This window comes from Streptomyces sp. NPDC093149, assembly GCF_044754145.1.
Lineage (GTDB): Bacteria > Actinomycetota > Actinomycetes > Streptomycetales > Streptomycetaceae > Streptomyces.
On the sequence record NZ_JBIVON010000007.1, the window covers coordinates 250,226 to 273,048 of the forward strand.

Here is a 22,823-nt window from a genome sequence, read left to right on the forward strand (position 1 = left end):
GGATCGATCGGGGTGCGGGCCTTACTCGTGTGGTCGGGCGGGGTCAGTCCTCGCCGAGGTAGGCCTTGCGGACGGACTCGTCGTGGAGGAGGTCCGCGCCGGTGCCGGAGAGGACGATCCTGCCGACTTCCATGACGTGGCCCCGGTCGGCGAGGGAGAGCGCGGCCTGGGCGTTCTGCTCGACGAGCAGGATGGTGGTGCCCTGGGCCTTGAGTTCGACGATGGTCTCCATGATCTTCTGCATCATGATCGGGGAGAGGCCCATGGAGGGCTCGTCGAGCATCAGGAGCTTGGGCTGGCACATGAGGGCCCTGCCCATGGCGAGCATCTGCTGTTCGCCGCCCGAGAGGGTTCCGGCGGCCTGTTTGCGGCGTTCCCCGAGGATGGGGAAGAGGTCGTAGGCGCGCTGGATGTCCTTCTCGATGCCGGCCTTGTCGTTGCGTAGGTAGGCGCCGAGCTGGAGGTTCTCGGTGATCGTCAGCCGGGGGAAGATGTGGCGTCCCTCGGGGGAGTGGGCGAGGCCCACGGAGACGATCTTGTGGGCGGGGATGTTGTCGAGGGGTTTGCCGTCGAAGACGATGCTGCCGCCGACGGGCTTGAGGAGCCCGGAGAGGGTGCGCAGGGTGGTGGTCTTGCCTGCACCGTTGGTGCCGATGAGGGTGACGACCTGGCCGGCTTCGACGGTGAAGGAGATGCCCTTGACGGCTTCGATCTTGCCGTAGGCGACGCGGAGATCCTTGACCTCCAGCAGTGCGGTCATCGGGCGTCCTCCTCCTCGGTGCCGGTGGTGCCGGTGGTGCCGGTGGTGCCGGTTGTGCCGGTGGTGCTGTTGGTGTCGGTGTTGTCGGCCGTCTTCGTGGCGCCCGCTTCGGCGGCTTCGACCTCGGCGACTTCTTCGGCGCCGGGGGCGCCTTCGAAGGGGGTGCCGAGGTAGGCGGCGACGACGCGTTCGTCGCTCTGGACGACGTCGGGGGTGCCTTCGACGAGCTTCTCGCCCTGGACGAGGACGGCGACGCGGTCGCAGAGGTTGAAGATGAAGCGCATGTCGTGCTCGATGACGAGGACGGCGATGCCCTGGTCGCGAATGGCGAAGATGAGTTCTTCGGTGACGCGGGTTTCCTGGGGGTTCATGCCGGCGGTGGGCTCGTCCAGGAGGAGGAGTCCGGGGTCGCTGGCCAGTGCGCGGGCGATTTCCAGCTTGCGCTGGTCTCCGTAGGGGAGGTTGCGTGCGAGGTGGTCGGCCTTGTCCTGAAGGCCGATGAACTGCAGGAGTTCCATGGCGCGTTCGCGGCTGGCCTGTTCGGCTCTGGTGAATCCGGGCAGCCGCAGGAGGGCGGACCAGAGGCCTTCCTTGGTCCTGGTGTGGCGTCCGACGAGGACGTTCTCCAGGACGGTCATGTTGGCGAAGAGCCGGATGTTCTGGAAGGTGCGGGCGATGCCTGCCTGGGTGACGAGGTGGGGCTTGGGCGGCAGGACGGTGCCCTTGTAGCTGACCTGGCCCTCGGTGGGGACGTACAGGCCGGTGAGGCAGTTGAAGAAGGTGGTCTTGCCGGCGCCGTTGGGGCCGATCAGGCCGACGATCTCGCCCGCGTTGACGGTGAGGTCGACGTTGCGTACGGCGGTGAGACCGCCGAAGCGCATGGTGACCCCGCCGGCATCGAGGACGGTGGCGGTTTTCGTGGTGGTGGTCATGGTGGTCACGCCCCCGCCTTGGCGATGCCGGCGCCGGTCTCTTCGGACTGCCGTGGTTCCGGTACGTCGGGCTGGTCGGACTCGTGGAATTCGAGTCGCTTCCTGCGGTCGGCGACCAGGCCTTCGGGGCGCAGGCGCATCAGGAGGATGAGTGCGACGCCGAAGAGGAAGAGCTGGTAGTCCTGCATGAACTGCAGCTTGGCCGGGATGAGGTAGAGGAGTGCGGCGCCGACGAGGGGGCCGCTGAGGGTTCCCATGCCGCCGAGGATGACCGCGGCGAGCAGGAACGCGGAGTTCGGCGGTACGGAGCCGGCGAACTGGTATTGCTCGGGTGTCACCGTGTAGTTGACGTGTGCCTGGACGGTTCCGGCGAGTCCGGCGAGGGTGGCGCCGAGGGCGAAGGCGAGCAGCTTGAGCCGGAAGGCGTTGATGCCCATGGCGGTGGCGGCGGTCTCGTCCTCGCGGATGGCGACCCAGGCGCGGCCGATGCGGGATTCTCCGGAGCGGCGGAAGACGAGGACGACGACGGCGGTGAAGACGAGCATCAGCAGGTAGTAGTTGGCGGACCTGCCGAGGGTGAAGCCGAGGATGTCGTGTTTGAGTCCGAAGTCGAATCCGAAGAATTTGAGGTCGGGGATGCTGGGGATGCCTTGGGAGCCGTTGGTGAGGTCGGGTCCGCTGTTGCCGTTGAGGTTGTTCACGGTGAGGCGGAAGATTTCACCGAAGCCGAGGGTGACGATGGCCAGGTAGTCGCCGCGCAGTCGCAGGGTGGGGGCGCCGATGAGGACGCCGAAGACGAGTGAGGCTCCGGCGCCGGTGAGTACGGCGGCCCAGAAGGGGAATTCGACGCCGATGGCCGACATGGTGGAGCCGGAGACCAGGGCGGCGGCGTAGGCGCCGACGCCGAGGAAGGCGACGTATCCGAGGTCGAGGAGTCCGGCGAGGCCGACGACGACGTTGAGGCCGAGTGCCACGGTTGCGAAGATGAGGATGTTGGCGCCGATGAGCGCGTATTCCTCCTTCTGCTGGGTGAACGGGAAGCAGACGGCTGCGACGAGGGCGGCGGCGAGGGTGACGTTGCGGTGCTTCGTGGTCAGCGCGGTGATGCGGGAGACGAGTCCGGCGCGGTGGAGCGCGGTGAACGCGAAGCCGACGGTGATGAGGAAGCCGATGAACAGTTCGGCGTACCTGGTGTCGACGCCGTAGCTGAAGACGTAGAGCAGTGCGCCGAAGGCGACGGCGATGATGAGGATCTCGGCCCAGGCGGGGAGCGGTTCGGCGCGGCCGGCGGCCGGGGCGCCGAGGCTGTTGCGGAAGCGCTGCCAGGCGGTGGGCTTCGTTGCGGTGGTGGGGTGGGGCAGGTCGTCGGGGAGGCCGAGTGCGGCGACGGCGGCGGTGAGTGCGCCGATGCCGCTGACCCAGGCGCCGGGTTCCAGGTTGACGACGCCGCCGAGGTCGTAGGCGATGGCGCCGATGGTGTAGCCGGTGGTGCCGAACGTGCCGAGTGCCAGGAGGCGGACGGGGCTGTTGGTGCCGCCGGGGGTGAGCCATCCGAGGCCTCGGATGCCGTATCCGGAGAGCGCGAAGAGCAGGGTGAGTGCGGCGCTGATGAGGGTGAGGACCTGGAGGCCGCCGGGGTAGCCGGTGACGGTGAGGTCGCCGGGGAATTCGCTGGTCCAGGTCCAGGCGAGGAAGGTGCCGGCGAGCGCGAGGGCGGCGCCTGCGAGGGTGCCGATGCGGGCCGCGGCTGCGGGGACGGGGAGGAGGGCGGCGGGTCCGGGCGTGGTGGTCTGGTTGGTGGTCATCCGTATCACGCCCGATCCGCGACGCGTTCGCCGAGCAGGCCCTGGGGGCGGAGCAGCAGGACGATGATGAGGAGGACGAAGGCCCATACGTCCTTCCAGGCGCCGCCGCCGAAGAGTTCCATGCCGGGGACGTTGCTCATGTAGCCGGTGGCGAGGGATTCGGCGACGCCGAGTACGACTCCGCCGAGCATGGCGCCGTAGATGTTGCCGATGCCGCCGAGGACGGCTGCGGTGAAGGCTTTGAGGCCCATGATGAAGCCCATTTTGAAGCCGATCTGGCCGTTCTTGAGCCCGTAGGCGACGGCGGCGACGGCGGCGAACGCGGCACCGATGGCGAAGGCCATGACGATGATGCGGTCGGTGTTGATGCCCATGAGCTTGGCGGTGTCGGGGTCCTGGCTGGTGGCTTGCATGCCGCGGCCGGAGCGGGTCTTGGAGACGAAGAGTCCGAGGGCGAGCATGCAGATGGGTGCGGTGATGAGGACGAAGAGGTCACCGCGTTGGATGTGGGCGCCGAAGATGTCGATCGCTTCGCCCTTGAACTGGGGGAAGGAGCGGTCCTTCTTGGCGTCGGGGTACCACTTCCAGATGGCCTGCTGGAGTGCGAGGGAGAGTCCGATCGCGGTGATCAGTGGGGCCAGTCTGGGTGCGTTGCGCAGGGGCCGGTAGGCGAAGCGTTCGGCGGCGGCGCTGACGGCGACGGAGCATATGACGCCGCCGATGATCATGAGTGGGATGATCGCGAGGAGGGAGACACCGGCCGGCATCCAGAGGTACACGGTGAGAGCTCCGAAGCCTCCGATCATGAAGATCTCGCCGTGGGCGAAGTTGATGAGCTGGATGATTCCGTAGACCATCGTGTAGCCGATCGCGATGAGACCGTACATCGCGCCGAGGATGAGTCCATTGGCCAGCTGTTGCGGCAGTTCGTTCACCGCAGGGCCTCCGTGGAGTGGTTCGGATATGGCACCGCGCGGGAGCGCTGGTGGCGCTCCCGCGCGGTCTGGTGTGTCAGCGAGGTGTGACCGGGAGCTTGGTCAGGGCTTGTAGGCCTCGCTGAGCTTGGACGTCCACTTGCCGCCGTCGACCTGGTAGGCGGTCATCATGGTGTTGGTGGTGTCGCCGAATTCGTCGAAGGAGACGGGGCCGGTGACGCCGTCGAACTTGACCTTGCTCATGGCGTCGAGGACCTTGGCGCGGAGGTCGTCGGGGACCTTGCCGTTGTTGTCGGCGACGGCGATCTTGACGGCCTCGATGATCGACCAGGTGGCGTCGTAGGTGCCGCCGCCGTAGGCCTCGTAGGCGTCCTTGTATCCGGCCGTCTTGTAGTCCGCGATGAACTTCTTGGCGGAGTCGAGTTCTTCGACGGGCTTGCCGACGGAGGTGGCGATGTCGCCCTGGGCCTTCTTGTTGAGCTTGATGAAGTCGGCGCTGTACATGCCGTCGCCGCCCATGAGGGGGATCTGGACGCTGTCCTTGAGCTGCTGGCTCAGGGGTGCGCCGGCGGGGTACTCGCCGCCGTAGTAGACGGCCTTGGCGCCGGACTTCTTGACCTTGGTGACGACGGCGTTGAAGTCGCGGTCGTCGGGGTTGACGTGGTCGGTGCCGACGATCTTGCCGCCGAGGGTGGTGAAGGTGTTCTTGAAGGAGGCGGCGAGACCGGCGCCGTAGGGCTTCTGGTCGTCGATGAGGTAGACCTGCTTGATCTTCGCGTTGTTGAAGAGGTACTTCGCGGCGAAGGCGCCCTGGATCTGGTCCGTGGTGGCGGTGCGGAAGTAGGTCTTGAAGGGGCGCTTCTTGTCGCCGGTCTTCCAGTTCTCGCCCTGGGTGAGTTCGGTGCCGGTGTTGGCGGGGGAGATCTGGGTGAGGCCGGCGTCGTTGAGCGGCTTCTGCATCGACTGGGAGACGCCGGAGTTCAGCGGGCCGACGACGCCGACGACGGTGTCGTCGTCGATGAACTTCTGGGCGTTCTGCTGGCCGACGGAGGGCTGTGCCTGGTCGTCGAGCGGCTTGACCTCGAACTTGATGCCGGGGACGGTCTTTTCCTTGTTGGCCGTCTTGGCGGCGAGGTCCGCGGAGTTCTTGATGCCGAGGCCGAGGGCGGACAGGTCGCCGGTGATGGGCGCGTCGACGCCGATGACGACGGTCTGGGTGTCGCCGCTGCTGCTGTTCTTGCTGTCGTCGCGCGACCCGCAGGCGGTGAGTGTCAGTGCTCCGGTAGTGAGCACTGTGGTGAGGATGAGCAAAGAACGGTGTCGCACGAAAGGTCCTTTCCCTGGCGCGGCCTCCTCTGCTTGAGGTGCCGTGTCGTTCGCCGGGCCGTACTGGTTGGTACAGGGCCGTGCTGCAGACGCGCCCGGCGGCGCGGTGACTGGCCGTGACTCTAGGCGCAGGTGTGGTGGTCCGGGATGGGTCCGCCGCAGGATGTGACTGTCTTGTTATGCCCTTGAGGAAGGCTTGAGGTGGCTGTGCGGACATGTACGGCTTTTTACCGGTCGGCGAAGTGACCGCATTCTGAGAACGCGCAGCTCTGCTAAGGGGCTTGAGCAGATCTTGCTGCTGTCGCGCGATGGGGGCCGGAGGGGGGTCCGTGAGGGCGCGACGAGCCGCCCGGCGGCGGGGGGCCGGGGTCGGGGTGCTGCGCGAAGGCGTGTGTACATTGCACGCTTGTTACGCAGTGTTACATCTGGCGTGGTGTGGTCGACGCGGTGTTGTCTGTGCGGAATGTGCTGAGGCGTGGCTGGAGTGCCGAGTTGGCCACACAACGATCCGTGGGGTCAAGGGAGTTGGCTGATTCGGTTGCTCAACTGTGCTTCTTGTGGCGGTGGTTGTAGTCGGAAATGGTGCTGCCCGGCCGGATTGCGTTCCGGCCGGGCAGTGGTGTCGGTGGCGGTGCGGAGTGTTTCGGCGTGTCAGGCGGCCTCGGCCTGCGGTGCGTCGCGGAGCATGCAGGTGAGGCGGGCGGTGCAGACCCGCTTGTCGTGCTCGTCGGTGATGACGATCTCGTAGGTGGCCGTGGAGCGGCCGCGGTGTACGGGGGTGGCGACGCCCGTGACGAGGCCGCTGCGTACCCCTCGGTGATGGGTGCAGTTCAGGTCGACGCCGACGGCGAGCTTGGTGGCGCCGCCGTGGAGCATGGAGCCGATCGAGCCGAGGGTCTCGGCGAGGACGGCGGAGGCGCCGCCGTGGAGCAGCCCGTACGGCTGGGTGTTGCCCTCGACGGGCATGGTCCCGACGACGCGGTCCGCGGAGGCCTCGACGATCGTGACTCCCATGCGCTCGCCGAGGTGGCCGGCGGAGAAGAGGGCGGGCAGGTCGACGCCGATCGCGGCGTACTCGTCGATGATCTCCTGGGGGAACTTGGGTGTGGTGTGCTCGCCCATGGGTCCGGCTCCGATCGTCCGATTCATAGCTTTATTGCTGTGTGCATCGTTCTTATCAGACGACTGAGCGAACGCTTAGTGGGTTGTGGGTGCGGATTCCCCTGGACTTCCGCCCCTGCCGTTCTACCGCCGGCCGTTCTGCTCCCGGCCGTTCTCCCCGTGGGCGTTCCGGCCCTGGACGTTCTCGAAGCGGACGACCACGGACTTGCTGGCAGGGGTGTTGCTGGTGTCGGCCGTCGAGCCGAGGGGGACCAGCACGTTGGTCTCCGGGTAGTAGGCGGCAGCGCAGCCCCGGGCGGTCGGGTAGTGCACGATGCGGAAGCCGGGGGCGCGGCGTTCCACACCGTCCTTCCACTCGCTGACGAGGTCGGCGTACGCGCCGTCGGCGAGGCCGAGGGCGCGGGCGTCGTCGGGGTTGACCAGGACGACGCGGCGACCGCCCTTGATGCCGCGGTAGCGGTCGTCGAGGCCGTAGATCGTGGTGTTGTACTGGTCGTGCGAGCGCAGGGTCTGCAACAGCAGCCTGCCTTCGGGGAGTTCGGGGTACTCCACGGGTGCGGCGGTGAAGTTGGCCCTGCCGGTCGCGGTGGGGAAGCGGCGCTCGTCGCGCGGGGCGTGCGGGAGGGTGAAGCCGCCGGGCGCGGCGACGCGGGCGTTGAAGTTCTCGAAGCCGGGGACGACGCGGGAGATGCGGTCGCGGATCGTCGCGTAGTCCTTCTCGAACTCCTCCCAGGGGGTGGCCGATCCGGGGCCGAGGACGGCGCGGGCGAGGCGGGCGACGATGGCGGGCTCGGAGAGCAGGTGGGGGCTCGCCGGGGCGAGGTTGCCGCGCGAGGCGTGGACCATGCTCATGGAGTCCTCGACCGTGACGAACTGCTTGCCGCTCGCCTGGACGTCCTTGTCGGTACGGCCCAGCGTGGGCAGGATCAGCGCGCGGGTGCCGGTCACGGCGTGCGAGCGGTTGAGCTTGGTGGAGACATGGACGGTGAGGCGGGCGCGGCGCATCGCGGCCTCGGTGACCTCCGTGTCGGGGGTGGCCGCGACGAAGTTGCCGCCCATGGCGAAGAAGACCTTGGCGTCGCCGTCGCGCAGTGCCTGGATGGAGCGGACGACGTCGTAGCCGTGGTGGCGCGGTGAGGTGATCGAGAATTCCTTGTCGAGTGCGTCGAGGAATTCGGGCGAGGGCCGTTCGAAGATGCCCATGGTGCGGTCGCCCTGGACGTTGGAGTGGCCGCGGACGGGGCAGACCCCGGCGCCGGGGCGGCCGATGTTGCCGCGCAGCAGCAGGAAGTTGACGACTTCGCGGATGGTCGGCACGGAGTGCTTGTGCTGGGTGAGGCCCATGGCCCAGCACACGATGGTGCGCTTCGACGCCAGGACCATGGCGAGCGCCTCCTCGACGGCGCCGCGGTCGAGGCCGGTGGCGGCGAGGGTCTGTTCCCAGTCGGCTTCGCGGGCCGCGGCGGCGAACTCCTCGTAGCCGTGGGTGTGCTCCGCCACGAAGGCTTCGTCGACTGCGTCCTCGGTCTGAAGGATCAGTTTGTTGAGGAGCCGGAAGAGGGCCTGGTCGCCGCCGATGCGGATCTGCAGGAAGAGGTCGTTGAGCGCGGCGCCCCTGATCATGCCGAGCGGGGTCTGCGGGTTCTTGAACCGCTCCAGACCGGCCTCGGGCAGCGGATTCACCGAAATGATCTTCGCGCCCGCGGATTTGGCCTTCTCCAGGGCGGAGAGCATCCGGGGATGGTTGGTGCCGGGATTCTGCCCGGCGACGATGATCAGGTCCGCCTGGTGGAGGTCCTCCAGCGAGACGCTGCCCTTGCCGATGCCGATGGTCTCCGTCAGCGCCGAGCCGGAGGACTCGTGGCACATGTTGGAGCAGTCGGGGAGGTTGTTGGTGCCGAATTCGCGGGCGAACAGCTGGAGCAGGAACGCGGCCTCGTTGCTGGTGCGCCCCGAGGTGTAGAAGAGTGCCTCGTCGGGGGAGCCGAGCGCGCCCAGCTCCTCGGCGATGATGCCGAAGGCGCGCTCCCAGGTCACCGCCTCGTACCGTTCGGCGCCCTCGGGGAGGTACATCGGCTGGGTGATCCGGCCCTGCTGGCCCAGCCAGTACCCGCTGCGCGAGGCGAGGTCGGCGACGGGGTGCGCGGCGAAGAAATCGGGGGTGACCCGGCGCAGTGTCGCCTCCTCGGCGACAGCCTTGGCGCCGTTCTCGCAGAACTCCGCGGTGTGCCGCTCGTCGCCCTCGGGCCAGGCGCAGCCGGGGCAGTCGAAGCCGTTCTTCTGGTTGACCTTGAGGAGGGTCTGTGCGGTGCGCCGCACGCCCATCTGCTGCCGGGCGATCAGCAGGCTGTGGGCCACGGCCGGCAGTCCGGCGGCGGCGTGCTGCGCCGGCTCGATCCGCGGTGCGTCCTGGACCGGGTCGCCTGCGGGCGGCTTCGTGGCCATGGTGAGCTCCCCTTCGGGCCGACTGCGGACCTGCGCGGTGCGCGTACGCATCGACGCGGTATGTGTTCGTCCTGCGATTTTGTCACGTGGCACCGACAGAGGCGCCGGGGTGTCACGTCCGGTCGGGATTGTCAGTGGTCCGTGGCAGGATCGGGGGCGTGGCTGAGACAGCATCGAAGAAGACGGCAGACAACCGACCGCGCCTGCTCCTGATGGACGGGCACTCCCTGGCATACCGGGCGTTCTTTGCGCTGCCTGCGGAGAATTTCACGACAGGGTCGGGGCAGCCGACGAACGCGGTGTACGGCTTCGCGTCGATGCTGGCGAACACGCTGCGTGATGAGGCGCCGACGCATTTCGCGGTGGCGTTCGACGTCTCCCGCAAGACCTGGCGCTCCGAGGAGTTCCCCGAGTACAAGGCGAACCGCTCGAAGACCCCGGACGAGTTCAAGGGGCAGGTGGAGCTGATCGGCGAGCTGCTCGACGCGATGCACGCCGACCGTTTCGCGGTCGAGGGTTTCGAGGCGGACGATGTCATCGCGACGCTGGCGACCCAGGCCGAGGCGGCCGGTTTCGAGGTGCTGATCGTCACCGGTGACCGCGACTCGTTCCAGCTGATCACGGAGAACGTCACCGTGCTGTACCCGACCAAGGGGGTCTCGGAGCTGACGCGCTTCACCCCGGCGAAGGTCGAGGAGAAGTACGGGCTCACGCCGCAGCAGTACCCGGACTTCGCGGCGCTGCGCGGTGACCCGTCGGACAACCTTCCCGGCATCCCCGGCGTCGGCGAGAAGACCGCCGCGAAGTGGATCAACCAGTTCGGTTCGTTCGGCGAACTGGTGGAGCGCGCCGAGGAGGTCAAGGGCAAGGCGGGCCAGAATTTCCGGGACCACCTGGACGCGGTGCGGATGAACCGCAGGCTGACCGAGATGGTCCGCGACGTGGAGCTCCCGAAGACCCCGCAGGACCTGGAGCGCGCGCCGTACGACCGCACCGCGGTGACGGGTGTGCTGGACGTCCTGGAGATCCGTAACCCGAGTCTGCGCGAGCGGCTGCTGGCCGTCGACCCGGGCGCGGCCGAGGACGAGGCCCCGCAGCCCGCCGCGGGCATCGAGCTGGACGGCGCGGTGCTGGGCGCGGGCGAGCTGGCGCCCTGGCTCGCCGAGCACGGCGGGCAGCCGCTCGGCGTGGCCACCGTCGACACATGGGCGGTGGGCGCCGGCACGGTCACCGAGGTCGCGCTCGCCGCGGCCGACGGTGCGGCGGCCTGGTTCGACCCGGCGGAGCTCGACGAGGGCGACGAGCAGGCGTTCGCCGCCTGGATCGCCGACGCGCGTCGGCCGAAGGTCATGCACAACGCGAAGAGCGCCATGCGGGTCTTCCCGGAGCACGGCTGGCAGGTCGAGGGTGTCACGATGGACACCGCCCTGGCCGCCTATCTGGTCAAGCCCGGTCGTCGTTCCTTCGCGCTGGACGCGTTGGCGGTGGAGTATCTCGGCCGGGAGCTGGCCCCCGCGGCGGCGGCCGACGGGCAGCTGGCCTTCGGCGCCGACGACCGGGCCGAGGCCGACGCCCTGATGACGCAGGCCCGCGCGGTCCTGGATCTGGGCGAGGCGTTCACCACCCGGCTGGCAGAGGTCGGTGCGACCGACCTGCTGCACGGCATGGAGCTGCCGACGTCCGCTCTGCTGGCCCGTCTGGAACGGCACGGCATCGCCGCCGACCGGGCGCATCTGGAAGGCATGGAGCAGCAGTTCGCCGGTGCGGTGCAGCAGGCGGTGAAGGAGGCGCATGCCGCGGTCGGCCGCGAGTTCAACCTCGGCTCGCCCAAGCAGCTCCAGGAAGTGCTCTTCGGCGAGCTGGGCCTGCCCCGCACGAAGAAGACGAAGACCGGATACACGACGGACGCCGACGCCCTGGCCTGGCTCGCCGCGCAGACCGAGCACGAGCTGCCGGTCATCATGCTGCGCCACCGCGAGCAGGCGAAGCTGCGGGTCACCGTCGAGGGCCTGATCAAGACGATCGCGGCCGACGGCCGTATCCACACCACGTTCAACCAGACGGTGGCGGCGACCGGTCGGCTCTCCTCCACCGACCCCAACCTGCAGAACATCCCGGTCCGTACGGACGAGGGCCGGGCCATTCGCCGGGGCTTCGTGGTCGGCGAGGGCTTCGAGACGCTGATGACGGCCGACTACAGCCAGATCGAGCTGCGGGTGATGGCCCACCTCTCCGAGGACGAGGGCCTGATCGAGGCGTTCACCTCCGGCGAGGACCTGCACACGACGGTCGCCTCGCAGGTCTTCGGCGTCGACAAGTCCGCCGTCGACCCGGAGATGCGCCGCAAGATCAAGGCCATGAGCTACGGACTCGCGTACGGGCTCTCCGCGTTCGGCCTGTCCCAGCAGCTGAACATCGAGGCGGGCGAGGCACGCGGGCTGATGGACACCTACTTCGAGCGGTTCGGCGGAGTGCGTGACTACCTGCACCGCGTGGTGGAGGAGGCCAGGGCCACCGGCTACACGGAGACGGTCTTCGGCCGCCGCCGCTACCTCCCCGACCTCAACAGCGACAACCGCCAGCGCCGCGAGATGGCGGAGCGGATGGCGCTCAACGCCCCGATCCAGGGCACGGCGGCCGACATCGTCAAGGTCGCCATGCTCCAGGTCGACCGGGCGCTGACCGAGCGGAAGCTGAAGTCCCGCATGCTGCTCCAGGTCCATGACGAAATCGTCCTGGAGATCGCCGAGGGCGAGCGGGCGCAGGTGGAGGAGATCCTCCGCCACGAGATGTCCACGGCCGTGCAGTTGCGTGCCCCGCTGGACGTCTCGGTCGGCGTCGGCACGGACTGGGAGTCCGCCGCGCACTGACGCGGCGCAACGCCGGGCGGGCCGGGCCCCGGAGGAATCAGGCCCGTCCGGCGACGACCGGGGGAGCGGACGCGCGCGTACGCCGCAGCCGCATCCACACCCCGTACAGCACCAGGCCCACCGCCAGCCCCGCCCCCGCGCCGAAGCAGGCGGTCGGGACGATGTCCAGCGGGGTGTCGATGTGCTTGAAATGCGCATACCAGCGTGCGCACCGGTGCACGACGCCGAGCAGTACGCAGACGCCGAGCAGCACGCCCACCGCCCACCGCTCGCGACGGGCCGGCACCGGCACGGACGGCGGGACGGGGCGCGCCCCCGCCCGCCGCAGTCCCGAAGCCGTGAACCACGCGAGCACAGCCAGTGCGACCGCCGAACTGCCGTACTGCACCAGCTGGAACACCGGAAATCCGCCGACGTTCCCGCCGAGCACCGGGATCAGCCGCACACCCCACCGGTCGTGATGCGTGAAGGCGTCCCAGACGACATGGGTGGCGGCCCCGACGACCGCCGACAGCACGAACCACCCGCCGTCCCGGACGCGCCATGTCCTTCGCCGCCCCCGCACGAAGGCATGCACCCGTCCCTGCCAGGCCTGCGGCACCAGTGCCACCAGCGGTTCTCGCAGCAGCAGCCACAGTGCTACCGACGCCGCCGTGATCAGCACATCGACCGTGCACACGCCTCCTGCCGAGTGGGTGACCCGGCCGAACTCCATGGCGCCCGGGATCGCGGTGTCCGCGTAGTACGTCATGTCGGGGGCGAACGAACCGGCGACGAGGGCGGAGGCGATCAGCGGGCCCCGCGCCGTTCCGTTCTGCCGCATCCCCGGCAGCACCGCGGCGGCATGGCTGAGTGTGAACGGCATGGCGGCCAGTATGCGTGAGCCTCCGGCCTCCGCCCGGCCACGGCCGTACAACTTGCTGTGGGGAAAGTGAAAAAGAGGTAAGAACCGGTCAGGGCGCAGTGTCCCGGCGGCACAAGTTGCCGTAGGGTCGCCTGAGTCCTGGCGCTGGGGAGCGCGGACAGCCGTCGACGGGGAGGGACCAGGGTATGGCAGCGCAATTCGGTCGCCGACTTCGCAAGGGGGCGACCACCACCGCTGTGGCCGCCGTCGCCGTGGCGGCGCTCTCCGCCTCAGGAGCCCCCGGTACACCGCTGGTCGGCGACAGCGGCGACCCGCAGCCCACCGGAACAGCGCCTTCGCCCGACAGCGGCGCGGCCACCGGTAATTCGCCGTATTACACGGACCTGCCCCCGCTGAACACGCCCGACAAACCGGGGACCAGCACGAACCTCCCCGTCACCGGCAGAGCGGAATCGGGCATACCGGCTTCGATCCTGGCCGCGTACAAGAAGGCCGAGCAGACCATCGCCGGCAGCGACGCCGCCTGCCGGCTGCCGTGGCAACTGCTCGCCGCGATCGGCAAGGTCGAGTCCGGCCATGCGCGCGGCGGCCGGGTCGACGCGAACGGCACCACGTTCTCCCCGATCCTCGGCCCGGTCCTCGACGGCCGTGGCTTCGCCATGATCAAGGACACCGACAACGGGGCGTACGACGGGGACTCGACCCACGACCGTGCCGTCGGCCCGATGCAGTTCATCCCGTCCACCTGGGCGACCTGGGGCCAGGACGGCAACGGCGACGGCCGCAAGGACCCCAACAACATCTACGACGCGGCCCTCGCCGCCGGACGCTATCTCTGTGCCGGTTCCCGGGATCTGTCCGTCGCCGCGGATCTCGACCGGGCGGTCCTGAGCTACAACCACTCGGACGCCTACCTCCGTACGGTCCGCTCCTGGTTCGAGTACTACAAGCGCGGCACCCACGAGATCCCCGACGGCACCGGCACGGTCCCGCCCGGCCTCGGCGGCGGTACGGACCCGAGCCCGAACCCCAACACCCCCGGTGCCTCACCGTCCCCGACCCCGCCTCCGAGCTCGAAGCCGAAGCCGCCGAAGCCGGGCGGCTCCACTCCGACCAGTCCGAAGCCCACCCCGCCCACGCCCCCGCCGTCCCGGACCGTCGCACGTCTGGAGAACGCCGGCACCGGCGCGCTCACCGCGACCGCGGGCGACGCGTTCGCCGAGCGGATCAAGGTGCGGGCCGAGGACAAGCTCGGCGGTTCGCTCGCCAAGGCGTCCGTGACCTTCACCATCGCTGGTGACACAGACGCCACCTTCACCGGCGGGAAGACCGCCGTCACCCTCCTCACCGGAGCCGACGGCACCGTCACCGCCCCGGTGCTGAAGGCGGGCGAGAAGACGGGGCGGTTCACGGTGCGGGCCGTCGCCACCGGCCGTTCGCTGCCCGCCGTCACCTACTCCGCGACCGTCACCGCCCGACGGGCCGACGCGATCGCCAGGACCGACGACAAGGAACTGACCGCCGCGCCCGGCACCGAGTTCGCCGACACCGTCGAGGTCAAGGCCACCTACAAGGACGCGGTCGCCGCCGGGGTCGCCGTCACCGCCACCATGATCACCGACGCCGAGCAGCCGGCCGAGAACGACAAGGGCCCGTACTTCAAGGACGCGGACGGCAAGACCGTCCGTACCCTCACGGACCTCACGACCGACGCCGACGGCATCCTGAAGCTCCCGAAGATCTACGCGGACGACGCCGAGGGCACGTACAAGCTGCGCCTCACCACCGAGGGCGGTGCCACGATCGTCATCGAGCTCGGCATCGAGGCCCCGACGGCATCCCAGGCCCCGGAGCCCCCCGCCGTCTGACCCGCCCGGCCGCATGCCACGACAGCCCCTCCGCCACCACGGCAGAGGGGCTGTCCTACGTGTTCTCATCTCGCGCCCGCATTGCTACGGTGCCTCAACCCTGACGATCCATCAGATCCGTGCTCCCCGGGAGGATCCGGCATGCGTGCCTTCGTCGCCGCCGCCATCGGGCTGGCCGCAGCCCTCGCGCTCGTCCTCACCATCAGCGCGATCGGCGCCCCGCCCGGAGAGACCTCGCCCAAACCTCTGCTGACCACCGTCCCGGGCCCCAAGAACTAGCCACCGGAAGAAGCAACAGAAGCTGAGGGAGGGCACCACCATGCGCCGCCGAGCCAGCCTCGTACTCCTGGCCTTCGCCGTCTTCTTCGCCGCCATGTCGCCCCTGCTGCGCTGGTACGCCTTCCCGAGGCTCGCGAAGATCCCGCCCAGCCAGTACCAGGAGACGGTGCTGGAGGCGAAGCCCGCCACCCTCCTCGACTACAACGACAACATGAAGGTCAAACGGGTCCCCAAGGTCACCATCGTGCAGACCCTCAAGGGCAATGTGGAGGAGTCCGAGAAGATCGAACGCAGCGCCGGACGCGACGTCGTCGTCTGGGACGCCCTCAGTTATGTGGTCGGTCCGGACGGCAAGATGGTCTCCGAGATCCCCGAGCGCTACATCTTCGACGCGCACAGCCAGGCCCCCGTCCACGCCACCGGGGAATCGGTCGACGGTGATCCGGTCAGGCGCGAGGGCATCGAGTTCAAGTGGCCCTTCCTCACTCAGAAGCGCGACTACGAGTACTTCGACGCCCAGGCCCGCACCAGCTCGCCGATCCACTACAAGGGCACCCGCACCTTCCACGGCATGGACGTCTACTACTTCGAGCAGACCATTGCGTGGACCAAGGTCCCGATGCCGAAGAAGATGCCCATCAAGGGCGTCACCCCGGAACAGATCGCGAAGACGGGCATGACCCGCTGGTACACGACCAAGCGCATGTTCTGGGTGGACCCGGTCACCGGGGCGCCCGTCAACGGCGAGGAGGTCCACAAGGAGGAGCTGCGCAACGCCAAGGCGATGGGCCTGCCCCAGGACACCGTCACCGTGTTCGCCGGGCACGTGAAGATGCGCGAGGACTACGTCGATTCGATCGTCGCCCTGGTCAAGTCCCAGCGTGTGCTGGTCCTGCTGCTCACCTCGTACCTGCCCTGGGGCTTCCTCGCCCTCGGCGCCGGACTGCTCGCACTCGCCCTGTGGCTGGAGGCCCGCTCCCGGCGCCCGGACGGCGAACTGCCCGACGGGGCACCGGCGCCCGCCCCGGACCCGCGACCTGCTCCCGCCTGAGCCGCGCCCCGCAGGGCCCGGCGGCCGCGCCGCCTACCGCCGGGCCCTCTTCGTGAACCGGGTCGCCTCCACCGTCGTGGGGTCCTGCGGCCACGGATGCTTCGGATAGCGGCCGCGCAGTTCCGCCCGCACGGCCCGGTAGCCGTCCCGCCAGAACGACGCCAGATCCGCGGTGACGGCCGCGGGGCGGCCGGCGGGGGACAGCAGATGGACCAGCACCGGCACCCCGGCCACCGTCGGGGTCTCCTGCAGGCCGAACAGCTCCTGGAGCTTCACCGCGAGTACGGGCTGCGCCCCGCCGTACTCGACCCTGATACGGGAGCCGCTCGGCACCTCGATCCGCTCCGGAGCCAGCTCGTCCAGCCGCGCCGCCTCACCGGTCGCCCACGGCAGCAGCCGCCGCAACGCCTGCCCCGCGTCGATCCGCGCGAGATCCGAGCGCCGCCGCGCCCGAGACAACTCGGGCTCCAGCCACTCCTCGGTACCCTCCAGCAGCGCACCGTCCGACACGTCCGGCCAGGGCGCGCCCAACGTCCGGTGCAGAAAGGCGAGCCGCTCCCGCAACTGCTCGGTCTCACGCGTTCGGCGCAGCAGCCCGAGCCCTTCGCGCCGCAGACCCTCGACCAGCGCCTCGCGCACCAGCTCGGGCGCCGGCTCCTTCAACGGGCGCACCGACAGCTCGACGGCACCCAGCCGCTCCACCCTGCGGGCGACCACATCGCCGTCGGCCCAGCGGACCTCCTCGCCCGTGCACCACAGATGTCCGGCGGCCGTCCGCGCCGTGTCCTCGTCGATGACGGCGGCGAGGCGCACCCGCGCGGACGCCGAATGCGCCGGCCGGTCGGCGACCGCGACCGCCAGCCACGGCGCGCCGCGCAGCCCCGAGCCGTCCCGCACCTGCGCACCCGTACCCGACGCCATCAGGAACGCCCCCTCGCCCCGGGCCCGCGCCACCCGCTCCGGGAACGCCAGGGCGGCCACCAGACCGACGGCTCCGTCGTCCGGGCCCGAACCCCCGCCCGCGTCCTGGACCGAGGAGGAGAGCCGCCGGACCTCCTGCCGCCAGCGCGCCGCATACCCGTCCCCGCCGCGCCGGGCGGTCCGCAGCGCGGCCGCCAGATCGTCCCCGTACTCCCGCGGCGGCTCCTCGCTCAGCAGCGCCACCACCTCGGCCGCCCGCCGCCCGCCCACCTCGACGGCGCCGTCCAGCAGCGCCCGCGCCAGCCGCGGATGCAGACCCAGCCGGGACATCCGTACGCCCCGGTCGGTGACCCGGCCGTCCGCGTCCACCGCGCCGACCGCCCTCAGCACCTCGCGCGCCGCGCCCATCGCGCCCGCGGGCGGCGGATCGAGCAGTGCCAGCCCCGACGCGTCCGGATCGCCCCAGCACGCCGCCTGCAACGCGAAAGCCGCCAGATCCGCGACTTCGATCTCCGGGGACGGGAACCGCGCGAGCCGCCCGTCCTCCGCCTGCTCCCAGCACCGGTACACCGCCCCCGGCGCCTCACGCCCGGCCCGGCCCGCCCGCTGCCTCCCCGCCGCCTGCGACGCCCGCACCGTCGTCAGCGCGCTCAGCCCCCGCGCGTGATCGGTGCGCGGCTCCCTGGCCAGCCCCGAGTCGACGACGATCCGCACCCCGGGCACCGTCAGGGACGACTCCGCCACCGAGGTCGCCAGCACCACCCGCCGGCTCCCGGACGACCCGGCCAGCACAGCGTCCTGCACCGCGGCCGGAGCCCGCCCGTGCACCTGGAGCACCTCGGCCCCCACCCCCGCAAGCTGCCCCGCCACCCGCCCGATCTCGCCGACACCGGGCAGGAAGCACAGCACATCGCCGTCCCGCTCGGCGAGTGCCCGGCGCACCGTGGCCGCGACATGCGTCAGCAGCGCCGGATCGACCCTCATCCCGTGCGGCGGCCTCACCGGGGTGGCGGGCGGTGCCCAGACCACCTCCACCGGATGCGAGACACCCCGTGCCTCCACCACGGGGGCATCACCCAGCAGCCGCGCCCAGCCCGCGGCGTCCGTCGTCGCCGACGCGGCCACCAGCCGCAGGTCGGGCCGGATCGCCGCCCGCACGTCGAGAAGGAACGCGGCGACCGTGTCCGCGTCCAGGTGCCGCTCATGGCACTCGTCGATGATCACCGCGTCGACCCCGGCCAGCTCCTGGTCGCGCTGCAGCCGCTGAAGCAGCACCCCGGTGGTCACCACCTCCACCACGGTGTCGCGCCCCACCACCCGCTCTCCGCGGACCGTGAACCCCACCCGCCCGCCGGCCCGCTCCCCGATGAGCCACGCCATCCGCCGCGCCGCCGCCCGCGCCGCGATCCGCCGCGGCTCGGCGACCACCACCCGGCGCACCGGCCCGCCGCCGGTCAGACCGGCCAGGACCAGCGGTACGAGGGTCGTCTTGCCGGTGCCGGGCGGCGCGCAGAGCACCGCGACACCGCGGTCGTCGAGCGCCCGCTCCAGGGCGGGCACAGCCGTGCGTACGGGCAACTGGTCCAGGGCGTCGGTACGGATCACGCCCCCAGTCTCGTACGAGGAACCGGGGCTCCCTCACCCCGGGACCGGGCCCAGGACCCCCGTGGCCCAGGATCTCCGTGTCAGTCCCGTTCGCAGACGAAGATCGCCGTGCCCGGGATCAGGTTCCCGCGCAGCGGGGACCAGCCGCCCCACTCCTGGTGGTTCCAGGCGGGCCATTCCGGCTCGACCAGATCGACCAGGCGGAAACCGCCGGCCACCACGTCCCGCACCCGGTCGCCCAGCGTCCGGTGGTGCTCGACGTACACGGCGTTGCCCTGTTCGTCCTGCTCGACGTAGGGGGTGCGGTCGAAGTACGACGCCGCGACCGAGAGCCCCTCGGGTCCGGGCTCGTCCGGGAACGCCCAGCGGATCGGATGCGTCACCGAGAAGACCCAGCGGCCCCCGGGGCGCAGCACCCGGTGCACCTCGCGGAACACCTGCACCGGGGAGGCGACGAAGGGCACAGCGCCGTATGCGGAGCACGCCACGTCGAAGGAGCCGTCCCGGAAGGGCAGCACGCCGGCGTCCGCCTCCACCAGGGGGAGCCCACCGCCGATCCGCAGCGCGTGCTGCAGCTGCCGGTGCGAGAGGTCGAGGGCCACCGGACGGGCTCCCCTGGCGGCGAGCCAGCGCGAGCACTGCGCCGCGCCCGCGCCGATCTCCAGGACGTCCAGGCCCCTCAGCGACTCGGCGGGGCCGAGCAGACCGGCCTCGGCCTCGTCGAGCCCCTCCGGCCCCCAGATGAAACGGTCGTCGCCGAGGAAGGCGCCGTGGTCGCTCTGGTACTCGTCGGCGTTCCGGTCCCACCAGCCGCGACTGGCCCGGGTGCTCTCGGTTTCCGAGGCGTCGCGGCGAGTCGCTTCGGGTTCGGCCGCGTAGATCTCTTGGCTCATCGTGCCCGTCGTTGTAGTTTGCCTTCACCCCGCCGCACGCGGTATGTACCCAGGGGCAGCTGTCCGTACGGCTCCGTACCCACGGATTATCTCCTGGGGCCGATGTGGCCTCGGGGAACACGAATTGTGCCGGATATGGGCTGTTGCGCCCCGGGTGTGCGCCTTCGCGCATTGACCGTGCCCGGCTGCCCCCGTATGCTACAAGTTGCGCTGCGAGCCTGCGCGCCTCAGACCTAGCAGGCCGCGCTCGCGTCTGTTGCATGTCCCCTCGGTTCACGAGGTGCCTCCCGTTCGGCGGGTGCGGTGCTTCCCGGGCTGTCCGGCTTCAGCGGAGGCGATACGGGCTCCCGGCGTAGCAGTACCTACGACTCTCTGTCCGTACCGGAGCCCTTTCCCACATGACGAGCAGCACCGAGACCACCGCCACCACCCCGCAGGTAGCGGTCAACGACATCGGTAACGAGGAAGCCTTCCTCGCCGCGATCGACGAGACGATCAAGTACTTCAACGACGGCGACATCGTCGACGGCGTCATCGTGAAGGTCGACCGGGACGAGGTCCTGCTCGACATCGGTTACAAGACCGAAGGCGTCATCCCGTCCCGCGAGCTTTCGATCAAGCACGACGTCGACCCCAACGAGGTCGTCAAGGTCGGCGACGAGATCGAGGCCCTGGTTCTCCAGAAGGAGGACAAGGAAGGCCGCCTCATCCTGTCCAAGAAGCGCGCTCAGTACGAGCGTGCCTGGGGCACGATCGAGAAGATCAAGGAAGAGGACGGCATCGTCACCGGTACCGTCATCGAGGTCGTCAAGGGTGGTCTCATCCTCGACATCGGCCTCCGTGGCTTCCTGCCGGCCTCCCTCGTCGAGATGCGCCGCGTCCGCGACCTCCAGCCCTACGTGGGCAAGGAGCTCGAGGCCAAGATCATCGAGCTGGACAAGAACCGCAACAACGTGGTCCTGTCCCGCCGTGCCTGGCTGGAGCAGACCCAGAGCGAGGTTCGCCAGACGTTCCTCACGACCCTGCAGAAGGGCCAGGTCCGCTCCGGCGTCGTCTCCTCGATCGTCAACTTCGGTGCGTTCGTGGACCTCGGCGGCGTCGACGGTCTCGTGCACGTCTCCGAGCTGTCCTGGAAGCACATCGACCACCCCTCCGAGGTTGTCGAGGTCGGCCAGGAGGTCACCGTCGAGGTTCTCGACGTCGACATGGACCGCGAGCGCGTCTCGCTGTCGCTCAAGGCGACGCAGGAAGACCCGTGGCAGCAGTTCGCCCGTACGCACCAGATCGGGCAGGTCGTTCCCGGTAAGGTCACCAAGCTCGTTCCGTTCGGTGCGTTCGTGCGCGTCGACGAGGGCATCGAGGGTCTGGTCCACATCTCCGAGCTGGCCGAGCGCCACGTGGAGATCCCGGAGCAGGTCGTCCAGGTCAACGACGAGATCTTCGTCAAGGTCATCGACATCGACCTGGAGCGTCGCCGCATCAGCCTCTCGCTGAAGCAGGCCAACGAGTCCTTCGGTGCCGACCCGGCGTCGGTCGAGTTCGACCCGACCCTGTACGGCATGGCCGCGTCCTACGACGACCAGGGCAACTACATCTACCCCGAGGGCTTCGACCCCGAGACCAACGACTGGCTCGAGGGCTACGAGACCCAGCGCGAGGCGTGGGAGACGCAGTACGCCGAGGCGCAGCAGCGCTTCGAGCAGCACCAGGCCCAGGTCATCAAGTCCCGCGAGGCCGACGAGGCCGCTGCTGCCGAGGGCGCTGCCGCCCCGGCCGGTGGCGCCCCGGCTGCCTCCGGCGGCAGCGGTGGCGGCTCGTACTCCTCGGAGTCCGCGGACAACTCCGGCGCCCTGGCGTCGGACGAGGCCCTGGCTGCCCTGCGCGAGAAGCTGGCGGGCGGCCAGAGCTGACGCTCTGCCCCTCCGGCCGGTGATTGATCGCCGTAGCTGAAAGGTGAGGCCCGTTCCCCTCGGGGAGCGGGCCTCACTCGTGTCCGTGGCCGTCCGCGCGAGTCGTTACGGCGTGACGGTGATGTTGGTCAAGCCCTTGCCGCCGGTCACCGTGTTGCTGCTGTAGACGGTGGTCGGGCAGCTCGTGCTGTAGTTGGTGACGTTGAACGCGATCTGCTTGTCGCCCTTGGCGCCGGACAGGTCCGAGGTGTTGTTGCGGAAGACGGTGCCGCAGCCCCAGCCGCCCTGCTGGGTGTGGGTCTCGTAGCCGTTGTTGGTCGTACGGGTCCCCTTGTTGCCTTCGACCAGGACGTTGTTGCCCTTCACGTCGACCCAGGAGTCGTCGTAGTTGGCGCCGGTCAGCCCGCTGCCGTCGAAGGTGTTGCCGATGATCCTCGCTCCGGTGGTGCCTTCCTTGATGTCGACGTTCTCGCCGCCGACCCCCGGCCCGATCGTGTTGTTGAGGATCTGGACCTGGTCGCTCTTGTCGGAGAGGTCGCCCGCCGTGCCGACGTAGACGCCCTCGCCCATGCCGCGGCCGTCGTGCCCGGTGTCGTGGATCCGTGAGTTCTTGATGACGCCGTTCTTGCTGGACTTGCGGAAATGGACGCCCTCCATGTCCAGGTCGTGCACGGTCACCGAGTCGATCACGACTCCGGTGGCGGTGTCGGCCATGATGCCCTTCTGGCCGCCGGTGATCGTGATGCCTTGGACGGTCCAGTAGGAGGCGCCGTTGAGGTGCAGTCCGTAGCCGCCGCCGGCGGTGAGGACGGCTCCGGCGGAACCGGTGAGGGTGATCCGGGCGGAGGCGGTGCCGGGGACGGTCGCCTTGAAGTTGCCGGTGTACGTGCCATCGGCGAGCCGGATCGTGTCGCCGGGGGACGCGGCGGCGAGGGCGGACTTCAGCTGGGCCGTGGTGCTCACATTGATGACGGCCGCCGCGTCCGCGTCGGTGGCGGAGGCGAGGGCGAGACCGCCGGTGGCGAGCGCGGCGGCCAGCAGGGCGGGGAGCGACGTACGGATGCGCATGGGGGTGCCTTCCGTCGAAGGAGTTCAAGACGTTCTCGTACATGAATGTGGGGCGAGTGTCTGAACGTGCTGCCCAGTGACGGTAGGGATGGGGTGTGGGCGTGTCAAGGTATGGACCATTGTTCGTGGGGCATCGGACGGGGCGAAGAGGGGAAAACAGCGCAATGC

General features: G+C 69.7%; 16 protein-coding genes. 5 read left to right on the forward strand and 11 right to left on the reverse strand.

Features of this window, described 5'->3' with window-relative positions; genetic code table 11:
• Positions 1-43 precede the first annotated feature (43 nt).
• From ACIQCZ_RS22580 to ACIQCZ_RS22610, 7 genes are all read right to left on the reverse strand, one after another.
• Entirely contained in the window at positions 44-760 is a 717-nt protein-coding gene (locus ACIQCZ_RS22580) for an ABC transporter ATP-binding protein (RefSeq protein WP_402284500.1), read from the reverse strand.
• Positions 757-1,701: an ABC transporter ATP-binding protein gene (locus ACIQCZ_RS22585; protein ID WP_402284501.1), complete on the reverse strand. Its 945-nt coding sequence runs from the start codon at positions 1,699-1,701 to the stop codon at positions 757-759. The genes ACIQCZ_RS22580 and ACIQCZ_RS22585 overlap by 4 nt, the downstream gene beginning before the upstream one ends.
• Complete coding sequence (locus ACIQCZ_RS22590; RefSeq protein WP_402284502.1) at positions 1,698-3,497, reverse strand: branched-chain amino acid ABC transporter permease; 1,800 nt, start codon at positions 3,495-3,497, stop codon at positions 1,698-1,700. The genes ACIQCZ_RS22585 and ACIQCZ_RS22590 overlap by 4 nt, the downstream gene beginning before the upstream one ends.
• Positions 3,498-3,502: 5 nt before the next feature.
• The gene (locus ACIQCZ_RS22595; RefSeq protein WP_351081541.1) at positions 3,503-4,432 is read right to left on the reverse strand and encodes a branched-chain amino acid ABC transporter permease; all 930 of its coding nucleotides are present in this window, start codon (positions 4,430-4,432) and stop codon (positions 3,503-3,505) included.
• 102 nt (positions 4,433-4,534) lie between these two features.
• Positions 4,535-5,743 carry a branched-chain amino acid ABC transporter substrate-binding protein gene (locus ACIQCZ_RS22600; RefSeq protein WP_402284680.1) on the reverse strand — a complete coding sequence of 403 codons (1,209 nt, stop codon included), beginning with the start codon at positions 5,741-5,743 and terminating at the stop codon, positions 4,535-4,537.
• Positions 5,744-6,409: 666 nt separating this feature from the next.
• The gene (locus tag ACIQCZ_RS22605; RefSeq protein ID WP_402284503.1) at positions 6,410-6,880 is read right to left on the reverse strand and encodes a PaaI family thioesterase; all 471 of its coding nucleotides are present in this window, start codon (positions 6,878-6,880) and stop codon (positions 6,410-6,412) included.
• 123 nt (positions 6,881-7,003) lie between these two features.
• Entirely contained in the window at positions 7,004-9,325 is a 2,322-nt protein-coding gene (locus ACIQCZ_RS22610; protein ID WP_402284681.1) for an FdhF/YdeP family oxidoreductase, read from the reverse strand.
• A 158-nt stretch (positions 9,326-9,483) separates the two neighbouring features.
• On the opposite strand from ACIQCZ_RS22610, the gene polA reads away from it, so the two are divergent.
• Entirely contained in the window at positions 9,484-12,195 is a 2,712-nt protein-coding gene (gene polA, locus ACIQCZ_RS22615; protein WP_402284504.1) for a DNA polymerase I, read from the forward strand.
• Between the two features lie 37 nt (positions 12,196-12,232).
• On the opposite strand, the gene ACIQCZ_RS22620 is transcribed toward polA, so the two are convergent.
• Positions 12,233-13,060 carry a DUF4184 family protein gene (locus tag ACIQCZ_RS22620; protein WP_402284505.1) on the reverse strand — a complete coding sequence of 276 codons (828 nt, stop codon included), beginning with the start codon at positions 13,058-13,060 and terminating at the stop codon, positions 12,233-12,235.
• Between the two features lie 185 nt (positions 13,061-13,245).
• On the opposite strand from ACIQCZ_RS22620, the gene ACIQCZ_RS22625 reads away from it, so the two are divergent.
• The 3 genes from ACIQCZ_RS22625 (at position 13,246) to ACIQCZ_RS22635 (ending at position 16,258) form a co-directional block, all read left to right on the forward strand.
• Positions 13,246-14,928 carry a lytic transglycosylase domain-containing protein gene (locus ACIQCZ_RS22625; protein ID WP_402284506.1) on the forward strand — a complete coding sequence of 561 codons (1,683 nt, stop codon included), beginning with the start codon at positions 13,246-13,248 and terminating at the stop codon, positions 14,926-14,928.
• A 141-nt stretch (positions 14,929-15,069) separates the two neighbouring features.
• A complete protein-coding gene (locus ACIQCZ_RS22630) occupies positions 15,070-15,207 on the forward strand; it encodes an SPW_0924 family protein (RefSeq protein ID WP_351081551.1) in 138 nt (45 codons plus the stop codon).
• A 40-nt stretch (positions 15,208-15,247) separates the two neighbouring features.
• The gene (locus ACIQCZ_RS22635) at positions 15,248-16,258 is read left to right on the forward strand and encodes a DUF3068 domain-containing protein (RefSeq protein ID WP_402284507.1); all 1,011 of its coding nucleotides are present in this window, start codon (positions 15,248-15,250) and stop codon (positions 16,256-16,258) included.
• A 33-nt stretch (positions 16,259-16,291) separates the two neighbouring features.
• Here the strand turns inward: ACIQCZ_RS22635 and hrpB are convergent, their stop codons facing one another.
• Both hrpB and ACIQCZ_RS22645 read right to left on the reverse strand, forming a co-directional pair.
• Positions 16,292-18,784 (reverse strand): ATP-dependent helicase HrpB, encoded by a 2,493-nt coding sequence (gene hrpB / locus ACIQCZ_RS22640; RefSeq protein ID WP_402284508.1) that lies wholly within the window; start codon positions 18,782-18,784, stop codon positions 16,292-16,294.
• A gap of 80 nt (positions 18,785-18,864) precedes the next feature.
• Positions 18,865-19,677, reverse strand: a complete 813-nt coding sequence (locus ACIQCZ_RS22645) for a class I SAM-dependent methyltransferase (RefSeq protein WP_402284509.1) — start codon at positions 19,675-19,677, stop codon at positions 18,865-18,867.
• Positions 19,678-20,075: 398 nt separating this feature from the next.
• On the opposite strand from ACIQCZ_RS22645, the gene rpsA reads away from it, so the two are divergent.
• Positions 20,076-21,587 (forward strand): 30S ribosomal protein S1, encoded by a 1,512-nt coding sequence (rpsA, locus tag ACIQCZ_RS22650; RefSeq protein WP_072483117.1) that lies wholly within the window; start codon positions 20,076-20,078, stop codon positions 21,585-21,587.
• Between the two features lie 105 nt (positions 21,588-21,692).
• Here the strand turns inward: rpsA and ACIQCZ_RS22655 are convergent, their stop codons facing one another.
• Positions 21,693-22,655 (reverse strand): right-handed parallel beta-helix repeat-containing protein, encoded by a 963-nt coding sequence (locus tag ACIQCZ_RS22655; protein ID WP_402284510.1) that lies wholly within the window; start codon positions 22,653-22,655, stop codon positions 21,693-21,695.
• Positions 22,656-22,823: the final 168 nt, after the last annotated feature.

Excerpts from the sequence above, each read along its gene's own strand:
- rpsA (WP_072483117.1), top strand. The coding sequence starts at position 20,076 with ATGACGAGCAGCACCGAGACCACCGCCACCACCCCGCAGGTAGCGGTC.
- ACIQCZ_RS22635 (WP_402284507.1), top strand. The coding sequence starts at position 15,248 with ATGCGCCGCCGAGCCAGCCTCGTACTCCTGGCCTTCGCCGTCTTCTTC.
- ACIQCZ_RS22620 (WP_402284505.1), bottom strand. The coding sequence starts at position 13,060 with ATGCCGTTCACACTCAGCCATGCCGCCGCGGTGCTGCCGGGGATGCGG.
- ACIQCZ_RS22610 (WP_402284681.1), bottom strand. The coding sequence starts at position 9,325 with ATGGCCACGAAGCCGCCCGCAGGCGACCCGGTCCAGGACGCACCGCGG.
- ACIQCZ_RS22655 (WP_402284510.1), bottom strand. The coding sequence starts at position 22,655 with ATGCGCATCCGTACGTCGCTCCCCGCCCTGCTGGCCGCCGCGCTCGCC.
- ACIQCZ_RS22645 (WP_402284509.1), bottom strand. The coding sequence starts at position 19,677 with ATGAGCCAAGAGATCTACGCGGCCGAACCCGAAGCGACTCGCCGCGAC.
- ACIQCZ_RS22580 (WP_402284500.1), bottom strand. The coding sequence starts at position 760 with ATGACCGCACTGCTGGAGGTCAAGGATCTCCGCGTCGCCTACGGCAAG.
- ACIQCZ_RS22625 (WP_402284506.1), top strand. The coding sequence starts at position 13,246 with ATGGCAGCGCAATTCGGTCGCCGACTTCGCAAGGGGGCGACCACCACC.
- ACIQCZ_RS22605 (WP_402284503.1), bottom strand. The coding sequence starts at position 6,880 with ATGGGCGAGCACACCACACCCAAGTTCCCCCAGGAGATCATCGACGAG.
- ACIQCZ_RS22590 (WP_402284502.1), bottom strand. The coding sequence starts at position 3,497 with ATGACCACCAACCAGACCACCACGCCCGGACCCGCCGCCCTCCTCCCC.
- ACIQCZ_RS22630 (WP_351081551.1), top strand. The coding sequence starts at position 15,070 with ATGCGTGCCTTCGTCGCCGCCGCCATCGGGCTGGCCGCAGCCCTCGCG.